The sequence below is a fragment of the Paraburkholderia diazotrophica genome, from assembly GCF_038900755.1.
Classification (GTDB): Bacteria; Pseudomonadota; Gammaproteobacteria; order Burkholderiales; family Burkholderiaceae; genus Paraburkholderia; species Paraburkholderia diazotrophica_A.
In genome coordinates this window covers 1-16,402 of the sequence record NZ_JBBPEN010000015.1, presented here as the reverse complement: position 1 = coordinate 16,402, position 16,402 = coordinate 1, and the positions used below count along the sequence as shown (strand labels likewise).

At 60.1% G+C, this 16,402-nt stretch carries 10 protein-coding genes and 4 tRNA genes; all 14 read right to left on the bottom strand.

The genetic code is table 11. The features are described from left to right. Positions 1-184: 184 nt before the first annotated feature. Positions 185-2,032: a DNA helicase RecQ gene (gene recQ, locus AABE10_RS31235; RefSeq protein ID WP_342937004.1), complete on the bottom strand. Its 1,848-nt coding sequence runs from the start codon at positions 2,030-2,032 to the stop codon at positions 185-187. 211 nt (positions 2,033-2,243) lie between these two features. Then, positions 2,244-6,485 (bottom strand): DNA-directed RNA polymerase subunit beta', encoded by a 4,242-nt coding sequence (rpoC, locus tag AABE10_RS31230; RefSeq protein ID WP_342937003.1) that lies wholly within the window; start codon positions 6,483-6,485, stop codon positions 2,244-2,246. Positions 6,486-6,506: 21 nt separating this feature from the next. Beyond that, a complete protein-coding gene (gene rpoB / locus AABE10_RS31225; RefSeq protein WP_342937002.1) occupies positions 6,507-10,613 on the bottom strand; it encodes a DNA-directed RNA polymerase subunit beta in 4,107 nt (1,368 codons plus the stop codon). A 370-nt stretch (positions 10,614-10,983) separates the two neighbouring features. Beyond that, positions 10,984-11,361, bottom strand: a complete 378-nt coding sequence (gene rplL, locus AABE10_RS31220; RefSeq protein ID WP_090873968.1) for a 50S ribosomal protein L7/L12 — start codon at positions 11,359-11,361, stop codon at positions 10,984-10,986. 75 nt (positions 11,362-11,436) lie between these two features. Then, positions 11,437-11,934 carry a 50S ribosomal protein L10 gene (gene rplJ / locus AABE10_RS31215; protein WP_090873967.1) on the bottom strand — a complete coding sequence of 166 codons (498 nt, stop codon included), beginning with the start codon at positions 11,932-11,934 and terminating at the stop codon, positions 11,437-11,439. 302 nt (positions 11,935-12,236) lie between these two features. Further along, positions 12,237-12,935: a 50S ribosomal protein L1 gene (gene rplA, locus AABE10_RS31210; RefSeq protein WP_342937001.1), complete on the bottom strand. Its 699-nt coding sequence runs from the start codon at positions 12,933-12,935 to the stop codon at positions 12,237-12,239. Then, complete coding sequence (rplK, locus tag AABE10_RS31205) at positions 12,936-13,367, bottom strand: 50S ribosomal protein L11 (protein ID WP_090873965.1); 432 nt, start codon at positions 13,365-13,367, stop codon at positions 12,936-12,938. It lies immediately after the preceding gene. Between the two features lie 152 nt (positions 13,368-13,519). After that, on the bottom strand, positions 13,520-14,077 hold the full coding sequence (gene nusG / locus AABE10_RS31200) for a transcription termination/antitermination protein NusG (RefSeq protein WP_007578364.1): 558 nt from the start codon (positions 14,075-14,077) through the stop codon (positions 13,520-13,522). A 1-nt stretch (position 14,078) separates the two neighbouring features. Continuing rightward, positions 14,079-14,459, bottom strand: a complete 381-nt coding sequence (secE, locus tag AABE10_RS31195) for a preprotein translocase subunit SecE (RefSeq protein WP_012402206.1) — start codon at positions 14,457-14,459, stop codon at positions 14,079-14,081. A 35-nt stretch (positions 14,460-14,494) separates the two neighbouring features. Next, positions 14,495-14,570 (bottom strand) — tRNA-Trp (locus tag AABE10_RS31190). Positions 14,571-14,632: 62 nt separating this feature from the next. Next, positions 14,633-15,823 (bottom strand): elongation factor Tu, encoded by a 1,191-nt coding sequence (gene tuf, locus AABE10_RS31185; RefSeq protein WP_012402197.1) that lies wholly within the window; start codon positions 15,821-15,823, stop codon positions 14,633-14,635. A gap of 64 nt (positions 15,824-15,887) precedes the next feature. Then, positions 15,888-15,962, bottom strand: a tRNA-Thr gene (locus AABE10_RS31180). A 20-nt stretch (positions 15,963-15,982) separates the two neighbouring features. After that, positions 15,983-16,056, bottom strand: a tRNA-Gly gene (locus AABE10_RS31175). Positions 16,057-16,100: 44 nt separating this feature from the next. After that, positions 16,101-16,186, bottom strand: a tRNA-Tyr gene (locus AABE10_RS31170). Positions 16,187-16,402: the final 216 nt, after the last annotated feature.

The following is a 16,402-nucleotide window of genomic DNA, read 5'->3' as shown; positions in this document are numbered from 1 at the left end:
AATCGACGCATCCATTTCTGGGCAAAGCAAAAACGAATGCGCTTCTGACTTCCTGCCTTGGCGGGCCACAGGACTTACGCCGCACGCAATCCTGCCAAGAACCGGAACCTAGCATCATATTCCGAAAATCCTAAACGAGTCAACAGGTTGCGTCGATTCGAGCAGGCTTACCGATGATTCGAGGTCAGTCAGCGCCGACGACTTCGAGCAATTCGTCGCCGAAACGGTCGAGTTTGCGCGCGCCCATTCCCGGAATGTGGCGCAAATCCTCCAGCGACTCAGGGCGATTGCGCGCGATTTCTGCCAGCGTGGCATCGTGAAAAATGACGTAGGCGGGCACGCCGTCGCTCTTCGCGGTTTCGGTGCGCCACGCGCGCAGCCTGTCCCAGCGCGCGCGCTCGCGCGCATTCATACCGACCGTCGGATCCGCGCGCTCGCTCGTGCGTCCGGACGATTGGCGCGTACGCACTGGCTTCACATATCGGCGCATCGTCACCTGCTGCTCGCCCTTCAGTACGGACTTGCTCGCTTCCGTCAGCACGAGCGCGCCAAAGCCCTCGTGATCGACGGTGAGAAATCCGAATGCGACCAACTGGCGAAAAACTGCTCGCCATTCATGCTCGGACAAAGCTGCACCGATTCCGAACGTACTGAGTCGATCGTGACCGCGCTGCAGAATCTTCTCGTTCCGATTGCCTCGCAGAATGTCGATCAGATGCCCGGCGCCGAAATTGAACCCGCTCGCGCGCTGTGCACGAAAAACGCATGACAGCGCCATCTGCGATTCACGCGTCGCGTCCCACGATGCGGGCGGCTCGAGACAGGTATCGCAGTTGCCGCAAGGCTTGCCCTCCTCGCCAAAGTAGGCAAGCAGACGCACGCGGCGGCACGCCGCCGTTTCGCACAGTCCGAGCAGCGCATCGAGCTTGCCTGTCTGCACCCGCTTATGCGCGTCGTCGGCTTCCGATTCGTCGATCATCTTGCGCTGCTGCACGACGTCGCCGAGCCCGTAAGCCATCCACGCGTTGGCCGGCAGACCGTCGCGCCCGGCGCGTCCCGTTTCTTGGTAGTACCCTTCGACGCTCTTCGGCAGGTCCAGGTGCGCAACGAAGCGCACGTCCGGCTTGTCGATGCCCATGCCGAACGCGATCGTCGCGCACATCACGACGCCTTCCTCGCGCTGGAAGGTTTCCTGATGCTGCTGGCGCACTTCGAACTCCATGCCCGCGTGATAAGGCAGCGCGCGGATGCCCTGCCCTTTTAGCCACTCAGCCGTTTCCTCGACCTTGCGACGCGACAGGCAATACACGACGCCCGCATCGCTGGTGCCGTCAGGGCGCATATGTTCCGCGCGGATGAAGTCGAGCAGTTGCGCGCGCGCGTTATCTTTCTCGACGATCCGGTAGCGGATATTCGGCCGGTCGAAACTCGACACGAAAACGCGCGCATCGTCGAGCGCGAGGCGATGAATGATTTCATCGCGCGTAATCGCGTCGGCAGTCGCGGTGAGCGCGATGCGCGGCACGGACGGAAACCGCTCGTGCAGCACCGAGAGCTGAATGTACTCGGGGCGGAAATCGTGCCCCCATTGCGACACGCAATGCGCTTCGTCGATGGCGAACAGGCCGATGCGCGCGCGCTCGAGCAGATCGAGAAAGCGCGGCGTCATCAGGCGTTCCGGCGCCACATACAGCAGATCGATTTCGCCATCGCGCAGCGCGCGCTCAGTCGCGGCGGCATCGGCGCCGGAAAGCGTCGAATTCAGATAAGCCGCTCGCACGCCGACTTCCGTCAGCGCCGCCACCTGATCCTGCATTAACGCGATCAACGGCGACACGACGATACCCGCGCCCAGTCCCGCTTCGCGCCGCACCAGCGACGGAATCTGATAGCACAGCGATTTGCCGCCGCCCGTCGGCATCAGCACCAGACAATCGCCGCCTGCGGCAACATGCTCGACGATTTCGCTCTGCTGCCCTCGAAACGCGGGATAACCGAAGACTTCGTTGAGGATCTGGAGCGGACGGGACATGAAGAAAATAGAGAGTAGAGCGCGGAGACGGTGACACGAATTTTACCAACCCAAATGCGTTTCGCCTGGGCTTTGTCGATGCATTCGCTATCTGGCCGAACTCGAACGGCATAGGAGAAACGCACGATCGGCAGACGAAAAAAACCGCCCGGTCGAAACCGGGCGGTTTTGCCAACTTCGCCGAACGTGGCGGCTCGCGCCGCCGGCCAGCTTACTCGTTGGTGTGGGGCGTTTGCTCGGCGGCCGGGTTTTCCGGCGTACCGAACTCGAAGGCCTCTTCGGCAGCGATCTGGTCGAAACGCTCGCGATCCGCCAGTTCCTTGGTCTTGCGCGCCTTGTGGAACGCGAGACCCGTACCGGCCGGAATCAGACGGCCGACGATCACGTTTTCCTTCAGGCCACGCAGATCGTCGCGCTTGCCCATGATGGCCGCTTCCGTCAGCACGCGGGTCGTTTCCTGGAACGATGCCGCGGAGATGAACGAGTCGGTCGACAGCGACGCCTTCGTGATACCCAGCAGGATGTTCTCGTACGTTGCCGGACGCTTGTCTTCCGCGATCATGCGGTCGTTTTCGTCCAGCATGTCCGAACGTTCGACCTGCTCGCCCGGGATGAAGCGCGTATCGCCGTTATCGACGATCTGCACACGACGCAGCATCTGACGCACGATCACTTCAATGTGCTTGTCGTTGATCTTCACGCCCTGCAGACGGTACACGTCCTGCACTTCGTCCACGATGTAGCGCGACAGCGCTTCGATACCCTGCAGACGCAGGATGTCGTGCGGATCCGCCGGTCCGTCGACAATCATTTCGCCCTTGTTGACGACCTGACCATCGTGCACCAGAACCTGCTTTTCCTTCGCGATCAGGAACTCGTGCTGGTTGCCTTCGAGGTCCGTGATAACGAGACGCTGCTTGCCCTTCGTGTCCTTGCCGAACGACGTCGTACCCGTGACTTCCGCCAGGATACCTGCGTCCTTCGGCGAACGTGCTTCGAACAGTTCCGCCACACGCGGCAGACCACCCGTAATGTCACGCGTCTTCTGCGATTCCGTCGGGATACGTGCGAGCACTTCGCCCACCTGAACCTGCTGACCGTCCTTCACGGTAATCAGTGCGCCGACCTGGAAGCCAATCTGAACCGAGTGCTCCGAGTTCGGGATCTTCACTTCCTCGCCGTTCGAGTCGAGCAGCTTCACCTGCGGACGCACGCTCTTCGACGCCTGCGAACCGCGGCGCTTCACGTCGATCACGACCAGGGTGGAAAGACCCGTCACGTCGTCGATCTGCTTCGCGACCGTCACGCCTTCCTCGACGTTTTCGAACTTCACCGTACCGCCGTACTCGGTGATGATCGGACGCGTCATCGGATCCCACGTGGCCAGTTGCGTGCCCGCCTTGATCTGTGCGCCGTCGAGCTGCAGCAGCGTCGCGCCGTACGGCACCTTGTGACGCTCGCGCTCGCGGCCGTGATCGTCGGTGATCATCGCTTCGCCCGAACGCGAGATGACGATCTGCTCTCCCTTCGCATTCGTGACGTAACGCATCGTCGACGTGAAACGCACCGTACCGTTCGACTTCGCTTCGATCGACGACGCGACTGCCGCGCGCGATGCCGCACCACCGATGTGGAACGTACGCATCGTCAGCTGCGTGCCCGGCTCGCCAATCGACTGCGCAGCGATCACGCCGACTGCTTCGCCGACGTTCACGAGCGAGCCACGGCCCAAGTCGCGGCCATAGCACGACGCGCACAGACCGTAACGCGTTTCGCAGGTGAGCGGCGTGCGCACGCGCACTTCGTCGATGCCCAGACGCTCGATGTCTTCGACAGCCGTTTCGTCGAGCAGCGTGCCCGATTCGTACAGCGTCTCTTGCGTTTCCGGATTGACGACGTCAGCCACCGCAACGCGGCCGAGAATACGGTCGCGCAGCGCTTCGACGACTTCACCGCCTTCGACCAGCGCCTTCATCGCCACGCCGTTCGACGTGCCGCAATCGTCTTCGACCACGACGAGGTCTTGCGTTACGTCGACCAGACGACGCGTCAGGTAACCGGAGTTTGCCGTCTTCAGTGCCGTATCAGCCAGACCCTTACGTGCGCCGTGGGTCGAGATGAAGTACTGCAACACGTTCAGGCCTTCGCGGAAGTTCGCGGTAATCGGCGTCTCGATGATCGAGCCGTCCGGCTTCGCCATCAGTCCGCGCATACCGGCCAGCTGACGAATCTGCACTGCCGAACCACGCGCGCCCGAGTCGGCCATCATGTAGATGGAGTTGAACGACTCCTGACGCGTTTCGTTGCCGTCGCGGTCCACGACGGGTTCCGTCGACAGCTGCTCCATCATCGCCTTGCCGACCGCTTCCGACGTCGCCGACCAGATGTCGACCACGTTGTTGTAGCGTTCCTGCGCGGTGACGAGGCCCGACATGTACTGACGGTCGTATTCCTTCACCTTCTTCGCGGCGTCGCCGACGATCTGTTCCTTCTGCGGCGGCACCAGCATATCGTCGACACAGATCGAAATGCCGGCGCGCGTTGCGAGGCGGAAACCCGACTGCATCAGCTGGTCGGCGAAGATCACCGTTTCGCGCAGACCGCAGCGGCGGAACGCCGTGTTGATCAGACGCGAGATTTCCTTCTTCTTCAGCGGCTTGTTCAGCACCGAGAACGGCAGGCCCGGCGGCAGGATTTCCGACAGGATCGCGCGGCCGACGGTCGTCGCGTACAGCGAGATCTTCGGCACGAACGCCGGCGCGCCTTCCGACTTGTCTTCGTTGTGGACCATTTCCGTGATCCGCACGTTGACGCGCGAGGCCAGCTCGACTTCCTTGTTCTCGTACGCGCGCAGTGCTTCCGACACGCCCGTGAACGTCATGCCTTCGCCCTTGCCGTTGATCGCTTCACGCGTCGCGTAGTACAGGCCGAGCACGATGTCCTGCGACGGCACGATCGACGGATCGCCGTTGGCCGGGAACAGCACGTTGTTCGACGCCAGCATCAGCGTGCGCGCTTCCATCTGCGCTTCGAGCGACAGCGGAACGTGAACAGCCATCTGGTCACCGTCGAAGTCGGCGTTGAACGCCGCGCAAACGAGCGGATGCAGCTGAATCGCCTTGCCTTCGATCAGCACCGGCTCGAAAGCCTGAATGCCCAGACGGTGAAGAGTTGGCGCGCGGTTCAGCATGACCGGATGCTCGCGGATCACCTCTTCGAGGATGTCCCACACGACGGGCGTCTGGTTCTCGACTTCCTTCTTCGCAGCCTTGATGGTCGTCGCGACGCCCATCACTTCCAGCTTGTTGAAGATGAACGGCTTGAAGAGTTCGAGCGCCATCAGCTTCGGCAAACCGCACTGATGCAGTTTCAGCGTCGGGCCGACCACGATGACCGAACGGCCCGAGTAGTCGACGCGCTTGCCCAGCAGGTTCTGACGGAAGCGACCGCCCTTACCCTTGATCATGTCGGCGAGCGACTTCAGCGGACGCTTGTTCGCACCCGTCATCGCCTTGCCGCGACGGCCGTTGTCGAGCAGCGAATCGACGGCTTCCTGCAGCATCCGCTTTTCGTTGCGGACGATGATTTCAGGCGCCTTCAATTCGAGCAGACGCTTCAACCGGTTGTTACGGTTGATCACGCGGCGATACAGGTCGTTCAGGTCCGAAGTGGCGAAACGGCCGCCGTCCAGCGGAACCAGCGGACGCAGTTCCGGCGGCAGCACGGGCAGCACTTCGAGAATCATCCACTCGGGCTTGATGCCCGAACGCTGGAAGGCCTCGAGCACCTTCAGACGCTTCGCGTACTTCTTGATCTTCGCTTCCGAACCCGTGTTTTTCAGCTCCGAGCGCAGCGTTTCGACCTGCTCGTCGATGTTGATCGCGCGCAGCAGTTCGCGCACGCCTTCCGCGCCCATTTCAGCGCGGAATTCGTCGCCGTACTCTTCGACCTTATTGTAGTAATCCTCTTCCGTCATGATCTGACGCGCCTTCAGCGGCGTCATGCCCGGATCGATGACCACATATGCTTCGAAGTACAGCACGCGCTCGATGTCGCGCAGCGTCATGTCGAGCACCATGCCCAGACGCGACGGCAGCGACTTCAGGAACCAGATGTGCGCGACGGGCGAGGCCAGTTCGATGTGGCCCATGCGTTCGCGACGCACCTTTGCGAGCGTCACTTCGACGCCGCACTTCTCGCAGATCACGCCGCGGTGCTTCAGGCGCTTGTACTTGCCGCAAAGACATTCGTAGTCCTTGATCGGACCAAAAATCTTCGCGCAGAACAGACCATCCCGCTCCGGCTTGAACGTGCGGTAGTTGATGGTTTCCGGCTTCTTCACTTCGCCGAACGACCACGAACGGATCTTGTCGGGCGAGGCCAGACCGATCTTGATCGCGTCAAAAACTTCTTCCTGTTGGACTTGCTTGAATAGATCGAGCAGAGCTTTCATTGCTTTCTCTCCGTAGTCCGATTAGTTGCGATCGAGGTCGATGTCGATACCGAGCGAGCGGATTTCCTTCACCAGCACGTTGAAGGATTCCGGCATACCCGCGTCGATCACGTGATCGCCCTTGACCAGGTTCTCGTAAACCTTGGTCCGGCCCGTCACGTCGTCCGACTTGACCGTCAACATTTCCTGCAGCACATACGATGCGCCATAGGCCTCGAGCGCCCACACTTCCATCTCACCGAAGCGCTGACCACCGAACTGCGCCTTGCCGCCCAGCGGCTGCTGGGTCACGAGCGAGTACGGCCCCGTCGAACGCGCGTGCATCTTGTCGTCGACCAGGTGATGCAGCTTCAGATAGTGCATGTAGCCGACCGTCACGGTACGTTCGAAGGCTTCACCCGTGCGGCCGTCGTACAGACGCACCTGGTTCTTCGACTTCGTCATGCCGAGGTTCTGCGCGATGTCGTCCGGGAAGGCCAGGTCCAGCATGTTGGACATTTCGTCTTCCGTCGCACCGTCGAACACCGGCGTCGCGAACGGCACGCCTTCGCGCAGGTTCTTCGCCAGTTCGAGGATCTCGTCGTCGGAGAAGCTTTCCAGCTCTTCCGCGCGGCCCGACTCGTTGTAGATCTTGGTCAGGAACGTGCGAACTTCTTCGATCTTCGCCTGACGTTGCATCATTTCGCCGATACGCCAGCCCAGACCCTTCGCGGCCCAACCGAGATGCACTTCGAGAACCTGACCCACGTTCATCCGTGACGGAACGCCGAGCGGGTTCAGCACGACGTCTGCGGGACGGCCATCGGCCATGTACGGCATGTCTTCGATCGGCACGATCTTCGACACGACACCCTTGTTACCGTGACGACCTGCCATCTTGTCGCCAGGCTGCAGACGACGCTTCACGGCGAGGTAGACCTTGACCATCTTCAGCACGCCCGGCGGCAGTTCGTCGCCTTGCGTGAGCTTCTTGCGCTTCTCTTCGAACGCGAGGTCGAACTGGTGACGCTTCTGTTCGATAGAGTCCTTGATCGCTTCGAGCTGAGCCGCTGCTTCTTCGTCCGCGAGGCGGATGTCGAACCAGTGGTAGTGATCGAGATCTTCCAGGTAGGCCTGTTCGATCTTCGTGCCCTTCGCGAGCTTCTTCGGACCGCCGTTCGCGACCTTGCCGACGAGCATACGCGCGAGACGCTGGAACGCGTCGCCTTCCACGATACGCAGCTGATCGTTCAGGTCGAGGCGATAGCGCTTCAGTTCATCGTCGATGATCTGTTGCGCGCGCTTGTCACGCTGGATGCCTTCACGTGTGAACACCTGCACGTCGATCACAGTGCCGCTCATGCCCGACGGCACGCGCAGCGACGTGTCCTTCACGTCCGATGCCTTCTCGCCGAAGATCGCGCGCAGCAGCTTTTCTTCCGGCGTCAGCTGGGTTTCGCCCTTCGGCGTGACCTTGCCAACCAGCACGTCGCCTGCTTCGACTTCAGCGCCGATGTACACGATGCCCGACTCGTCGAGACGACCGAGTTGCACTTCGGCGAGGTTCGAAATATCGCGCGTGATTTCTTCCGGTCCGAGCTTCGTGTCGCGAGCCACGACGTTCAGTTCTTCGATGTGGATCGACGTGTAGCGATCGTCCGCAACGACCTTCTCCGAGATCAGGATCGAGTCTTCGAAGTTGTAGCCGTTCCACGGCATGAACGCGACCAGCATGTTCTGGCCAAGCGCCAGTTCGCCGAGGTCCGTCGAAGCGCCGTCAGCCAGCACGTCGCCGCGCGCAACCTTGTCGCCGACCTTCACGATCGGACGCTGGTTGATGTTCGTGTTCTGGTTCGAACGCGTGTACTTGATCAGGTTGTAGATGTCGACACCGACGTCACCCGCAGCCGCTTCGTCGTCGTTCACACGAATGACGATACGGCCTGCGTCGACGTAATCGACCACACCGCCGCGCAGCGCCTGCACGGTCGTGCCCGAGTCGACCGCCACCGTACGCTCGATGCCCGTACCGACGACCGGCTTCTCCGGACGCAGACACGGCACAGCCTGACGCTGCATGTTCGAGCCCATCAGTGCACGGTTCGCGTCGTCGTGCTCGAGGAACGGAATCAGCGATGCAGCCACCGACACGATCTGCGACGGCGCCACGTCCATGTACTGGATGCGGTCCGGCGTGACCATCAGCGTTTCGCCCGCTTCACGCGACGAGACGAGTTCGTCGGTCAGCGTGCCGTCTTCGGCGACCGCCGCGTTCGCCTGAGCGATCACGTAACGGCCTTCTTCGATTGCCGACAGATAGTCGATCTGATCCGTGACCTTGCCGTCCGTCACCTTGCGATACGGCGTTTCGAGGAAGCCGTATTCGTTCAGGTGCGCGTACAGAGCCAGCGAGTTGATCAGACCGATGTTCGGACCTTCCGGCGTTTCAATCGGGCACACGCGGCCGTAGTGGGTCGGGTGCACGTCGCGGACTTCGAAGCCGGCGCGCTCGCGCGTCAGACCGCCCGGGCCAAGAGCCGACACGCGGCGCTTGTGGGTAATCTCCGACAGCGGGTTGGTCTGGTCCATGAACTGCGACAGCTGCGACGAGCCGAAGAACTCGCGAATCGCCGACGAAATCGGCTTCGAGTTGATCAGATCGTGCGGCATCAGGTTTTCGCTTTCGGCCTGGCCGAGGCGTTCCTTCACTGCACGTTCGACGCGCACGAGACCCGCGCGGAACTGGTTCTCCGCCAGTTCGCCGACACAACGCACGCGACGGTTGCCGAGGTGGTCGATGTCGTCCACTTCGCCCTTGCCGTTGCGCAGCTCGACGAGGATCTTGATGGTCGCGAGGATGTCGTCGTCCTGCAGCGTCATCGGGCCCGTGATTTCGTCACGGCCGACGCGGCGATTGAACTTCATACGACCCACCTTCGACAGGTCGTACGCTTCTTCGCTGTAGAACAGACGGTTGAACAGCGCCTCGACGGCTTCTTCCGTCGGCGGCTCGCCCGGACGCATCATGCGGTAGATCGCTATACGCGCGGCCATCTTGTCGGCGGTTTCGTCGATCCGCAGCGTCGACGAGATGTACGGACCCTGATCCAGATCGTTCGTATAGAGCGTCTGGATGTCCTTGATCTTCGCTTCGCGCAGTTTCTCGAGCACGCCTTCCGTGATCTCGTCGTTCGCGTTCGCGATCACCTCGCCCGTGTCGCCGTCGACGACGTTCTTCGCCAGCACGCGGCCGAGCAGATAGTCTTCGGGAACCGAAATGAACTTGGTCTTCGCGTTATCGAGATCGCGAATGTGCTTCGCGTTGATACGCTTGTCCTTCTGGACGATGACGTTACCGTCGCGATCCGTAATGTCGAAGCGCGCGACTTCACCACGCAGACGCTCAGGTACGAACTCCATCTGCGCGCCTTCCGGCATCAGCGTGAAGTTGTCGAACACGAAGAAGTTCGCGAGGATCTGTTCCGGCGTCAGGCCGATTGCCTTCAGCAGGATCGTGACGGGCATCTTGCGACGACGGTCGACGCGGAAGTACAGCACGTCCTTCGGATCGAATTCGAAGTCGAGCCACGAGCCGCGGTAAGGGATGATACGTGCCGAGAACAGCAGCTTGCCGGAGCTGTGCGTCTTGCCCTTGTCGTGTTCGAAGAACACGCCAGGCGAACGGTGCAGCTGCGACACGATCACACGTTCCGTGCCGTTGATGACGAAGGAGCCGGTCGGCGTCATGAGCGGAATTTCGCCCATATACACTTCCTGCTCTTTCACTTCCTTGACGACGGGCTTGCTCGGCGATTCCTTGTCGAGCAGCACCAGACGCACCTTGGCACGCAGCGCCGAGCAGTAAGTCAGACCGCGCTGCTGACATTCCTTGATGTTGAATGCCGGCGACGACAGCATGTAGCTGACGAACTCCAGACGAGCGAAGCCATTATGCGAAACAATGGGAAAAACCGAGGTGAACGCGGCTTGCAGACCTTCCGGTTTGCGCTGCGCCGTTGGCACTTCTGCTTGCAGAAACGTGCTGAATGATTCAAGCTGGGTAGCCAGCAGGAAAGGTACTTGGTGAACGATGGGGCGCTTCGCGAAACTCTTGCGAATGCGCTTCTTCTCGGTGAAGGAATATTGCATACGATCTCCGAATCACGGCGGGCATTGTTGTCGAGGCGGGATACCTTGATGTGACAACCCGAGTGTTCACCGACTGAGACCCGTTGGCCGTCCGATGGCTTGAACGAGCCTAGAAGCTTGGTGGTTGGCCGCTACCAACCGCTGGCTGACGGCAGCGGATGCCTGTGTTGCCCGCTACCCGACCAAACTTGCCTTCTGCAGTCGCTTCAGAAGACAAAGAGAAGTGCCAGTCGAACTTGCCGAACGACGATTCTCTTTGGCTTCTGGGTGGACGTTTTTGCCGATGCAAGCATGCAAAAACGTCGTTCCCACAAAGCACAAAAAGGCCGGCGGTGGGAAAACCGCCAGCCTTCGCACAGCGCGCTGAAAATTACTTGATTTCAGCTTTCGCGCCTGCGTCTTCCAGCTTCTTCTTGGCTTCGTCAGCAGCAGCCTTGGGCACCGCTTCCTTCACGGGCTTCGGTGCGCCGTCGACCAGGTCCTTCGCTTCCTTCAGGCCCAGGCCCGTCAGTTCGCGAACAGCCTTAATCACTGCAACCTTGTTGCCACCGGCTTCCGTCAGAACAACCGTGAATTCGGTTTGCTCTTCGGCAGCAGCGGCGCCGCCGCCTGCGCCTGCGGGGCCAGCAACTGCAACAGCAGCAGCCGACACGCCAAACTTCTCTTCGAACGCCTTGACGAGTTCGTTCAGTTCCAGAACCGACATCGCGCCTACGGCTTCGAGGATGTCTTCTTTTGCGATTGCCATTTGAAATACTCCTAAATTGAATTCGGATACAGCCAGCGATCAATTACGCCCGACTGAAGTGCGTCGATGCACTGCTTACGCAGCCTCGCCTTGCTTCTTTTCTGCCAGCGCGGCCATAGCGCGCGCAAAGCCAGAAACAGGCGCTTGCATGACGAACAACAGCTTGGAGAGCAGTTCTTCGCGGCTCGGGATGTTGGCCAGCGCTTGCACGCCCGCCTTGTCCATCACCTTGCCTTCGTACGAACCAGCCTTGATGATCAACTTGTCATTGCTCTTGCCGAAGTCGTTGACGACCTTAGCAGCGGCAATTGCATCTTCCGAGATGCCGTAGATCAGAGGACCGGTCATCTGCTCAGCCAGCGGAGCAAACGGGGTACCTTCGACAGCGCGACGCGCCAGCGTGTTCTTCAACACGCGCAGATACACCTGTTGCTCGCGCGCTTTCGCGCGCAGCTTGGTCAGATCGCCAACCGTGATCCCACGATACTCGGCCAGAACCATGGTCTGAGCTTTCGCGACTTGCGCGGAAACTTCAGCCACTACGGCCTGCTTACCTTCTTTGTTCAGTGGCACGGTTAACCTCCAGATTCGACACACTAGGCATATGCTTCGTGCGTCGCGTTCAACAACGGCGTCCGACCAGTCAGGAGTATTTCAACCATTCGAGGTCCGCATGGCTGCGGGAACCAAATGGCTTCATCACTTCAAAACCTTTTCGGGTTCGCCATCTGCGTTGGCTTGAATTAAGGAAATGCCCAACTACTGCGCTTCCACCAACGGTCTTTGACAACCGGCCGCTCGATTCATACTGCAATCTTGCGACCGCCCAAAGCCCTTAAATCCGCCCCGGCCTTTCGAACGGGACGGTTAAAACTTTACTGTGCTGCCAGCGTAGCCTGGTCAACACGCACGCCCACGCCCATCGTGCTAGACAGTGCGATCTTGCGCAGGTACACGCCCTTGCTCGTAGCCGGCTTCGCCTTTTGCAGCGCTTCGACCAGCGCGCTCAGGTTCGAACGCAGAGCCGTCCGCTCGAACGATGCACGGCCGATGGTTGCATGGATGATACCGGCCTTGTCGACGCGGAATTGAACCTGACCTGCCTTTGCGTTCTTCACTGCCGTCGCGACGTCAGGCGTGACAGTACCGACCTTCGGGTTCGGCATCAGGCCGCGCGGGCCGAGGATCTGACCCAGCGTACCGACGACACGCATCGTGTCCGGCGAAGCGATCACGACGTCGAAGTTCAGGTTACCGGCCTTGACTTGCTCGGCCAGATCTTCCATGCCGACGATATCCGCGCCCGCTGCGCGAGCTTGTTCAGCCTTTTCGCCTTGCGCGAACACAGCAACGCGAACCGACTTACCGGTACCCGCCGGCAGAACGACCGAACCGCGGACGACCTGGTCCGACTTCTTCGCATCGATGCCCAACTGCACCGCGACGTCGATCGACTCGTCGAACTTCGCGCTTGCGCATTCCTTCACGAGCGACAGGGCTTCGTCGATCGCGTACAGCTTCTGACGATCGACCTTGTTTGCAAATGCTTGCAGACGCTTCGAAAGCTTAGCCATTTACACGCCCTCCACGGTGATGCCCATCGAGCGGGCGCTACCAGCGATAGTACGAACCGCTGCGTCCAAATCAGCTGCCGTAAGGTCCGGCATCTTGGTCTTGGCGATTTCTTCAGCCTGAGCGCGCGTGATCTTGCCGACCTTGTCGGTGTGCGGCTTGCTCGAGCCCTTGTCGATCTTCGCTGCCTTCTTGATCAGAACCGTAGCCGGCGGCGTCTTCAGGACAAACGTGAAGCTCTTGTCTGCGAATGCGGTAATGACGACCGGGATCGGCAGACCCGGTTCCATCGCTTGAGTCTGCGCGTTGAACGCCTTGCAGAACTCCATGATGTTCAGGCCGCGTTGACCCAGTGCCGGGCCAACCGGCGGCGACGGATTGGCCTTACCTGCAGGAATCTGCAGCTTGATAAAGCCGACAATTTTCTTTGCCATGTGATAAACCTCTTTAGAACGCGATTGCGTTCGGTGAGTAGTAACGCGCCTTCGTCCTGCTTCTGACTACTGACGCTCCTCAACGGCCATTACGCGGACCGTAAGCGCGAAAGACGGATCGCGCCGTCTGGCGCGATCCGCAAAAAACCGATTTACAGCTTTTCGACCTGGCCGAATTCCAGTTCCACTGGCGTGGCGCGACCGAAAATTGTCACAGATACACGAACGCGCGATTTCTCGTAATTCACTTCCTCGACGCTGCCGTTAAAGTCCGTAAAAGGACCATCCTTCACGCGAACCATCTCGCCCACTTCGAACAGGGTCTTCGGACGCGGCTTTTCCACGCCTTCTTGCATCTGCGACATGATCTTCTCGACTTCCCGCGGGGAAATCGGACTCGGACGATTGCGCGCACCGCCCACGAAACCTGTCACCTTTGCCGTGTTTTTGACGAGATGCCACGTTTCATCCGTCATTTCCATTTCAACGAGCACGTAGCCCGGAAAGAAACGACGCTCTGTCACTGATTTGTGGCCACCCTTCACCTCGACGACTTCTTCGGTCGGGACGAGAATCTGGCCAAACTTGTCTTGCATGCCGGCACGTTCGATACGCTCCTGAAGCGCACGTTGCACGCTCTTCTCCATACCGGAGTAGGCGTGCACCACGTACCAGCGTTTTCCACTCGGGGATGCCGGAATATCGCTCATATCATTTCCAACCCAGAATCGCCGAGAAAATCGCCCACTCGATGGATTTATCACAAATCCAGAGGAACACCGCCATGATTAGCACAAAACCAAAAACCACCAAGGTCGTTTGGCTGGCTTCTTTACGCGTCGGCCAGACAACCTTTCGGACTTCCTTGTACGAATCTTTGGCGAATGCGATAAAACCCTTGCCGGGCGCTGAGAGAAGACCGACTGCGACGCCTGCGATCAGCCCGACAGCCAGAGCTGCTCCGCGGACGTACCATTCTTGGCCATTCAGCCAGAAGAACCCCACGAACCCGGCCAAGACCAACAATACGCCGGCGACGAGCATCAGTTTGTCGCTGGAAGTATTAACAGTTTCGACGGAAGGATTCGCCATAACACCTTAACGAGCGTCGCATGCGACGCGAGAGTTGGCAGGGGCAGAGGGAATCGAACCCCCAACCTTCGGTTTTGGAGACCGACGCTCTGCCAGTTGAGCTATACCCCTAAACCATTGGGGTCGGCAACATTGCCAACCCCGAAACAACCGATCAACGAGAACTAGCTGGCTTACTCGATGATCTTGGCAACGACACCGGCGCCGACGGTACGGCCACCTTCGCGGATGGCGAAGCGCAGACCTTCTTCCATCGCGATCGGTGCGATCAGCTTCACCGTGATCGACACGTTGTCGCCCGGCATCACCATTTCCTTGTCCTTCGGCAGCTCGATCGAGCCCGTCACGTCCGTCGTACGGAAGTAGAACTGCGGACGGTAGTTGTTGAAGAACGGCGTGTGACGGCCGCCTTCGTCCTTGCTCAGCACGTACACTTCAGCCGTGAAGTGCGTGTGCGGCGTGATCGAACCCGGCTTGGCCAGCACCTGGCCACGCTCCACGTCTTCACGCTTCGTGCCGCGCAGCAGGATACCGACGTTGTCGCCTGCCTGACCCTGGTCGAGCAGCTTGCGGAACATTTCCACGCCCGTGCAGGTCGTCTTCACCGTCGGCTTGATACCGACAATCTCGATTTCCTCGCCAACCTTGATCACGCCACGCTCGACGCGGCCCGTCACCACCGTGCCGCGACCCGAGATCGAGAACACGTCTTCCACCGGCATCAGGAACGCGCCGTCCACAGCGCGCTCCGGCGTCGGGATGTACGTGTCCAGCGCGTCGGCCAGGTTCATGATCGCCACTTCGCCCAGCTCGCCCTTGTCGCCTTCCAGCGCCAGCTTCGCCGAACCCTTGATGATCGGCGTGTCGTCGCCCGGGAAGTCGTACTTCGACAGCAGTTCGCGCACTTCCATCTCGACCAGCTCGAGCAGCTCGGCGTCGTCGACCATGTCGCACTTGTTCAGGAACACGATGATGTACGGCACACCGACCTGACGCGCCAGCAGGATGTGCTCACGCGTTTGCGGCATCGGGCCGTCAGCGGCCGAGCACACCAGGATCGCGCCGTCCATCTGCGCGGCGCCCGTGATCATGTTCTTCACGTAGTCGGCGTGGCCCGGGCAGTCGACGTGTGCGTAGTGGCGGTTAGCCGTTTCATACTCGACGTGTGCCGTGTTGATCGTGATGCCGCGCGCCTTTTCTTCCGGCGCTGCGTCGATCTGGTCGTAGGCCTTTGCTTCACCGCCGAACTTGGCGGTCAGCACCGTCGTGATCGCTGCCGTCAGCGTGGTCTTGCCGTGGTCAACGTGACCGATCGTGCCGACGTTCACGTGCGGCTTGGTCCGCTCAAACTTACCTTTGGCCATTTTCGACTCCTAAGAGGATTTTTCCGTACGTTGCGCCAAGCGCAAACAATCACTTGGTACTGGCTGGTGCCCATGGGCAGGATCGAACTGCCGACCTCTCCCTTACCAAGGGAGTGCTCTACCACTGAGCCACATGGGCGCTACATCTACTTTGCTTGCTGGAGCGGGTGAAGGGAATCGAACCCTCGTCGTAAGCTTGGAAGGCTTCTGCTCTACCATTGAGCTACACCCGCAAGGATCTGTCGATTCCCAACAAACGCTTTACAGCCTTGAAATCTGGTGGAGGAGGTTGGATTCGAACCAACGTAGGCGTAAGCCAACAGATTTACAGTCTGCCCCCTTTAGCCACTCGGGCACCCCTCCGCAGAGAACTGTTGATTATGGGGGAGCGATAACGTCTTGTCAAGTACCACTTGACCGCTCGGAACCCATCGGCTCTCACTTATAGCACAGCCGTAAACGGCCACGGCCCCGCCTTTTGGGGGCGGGGCCGGGACGTGTATAAGGAGCCTGACGATTACCTACTTTCACACGGGCAATCCGCACTATCATCGGCGTGGAGTCGTTTCACGGTCCTGT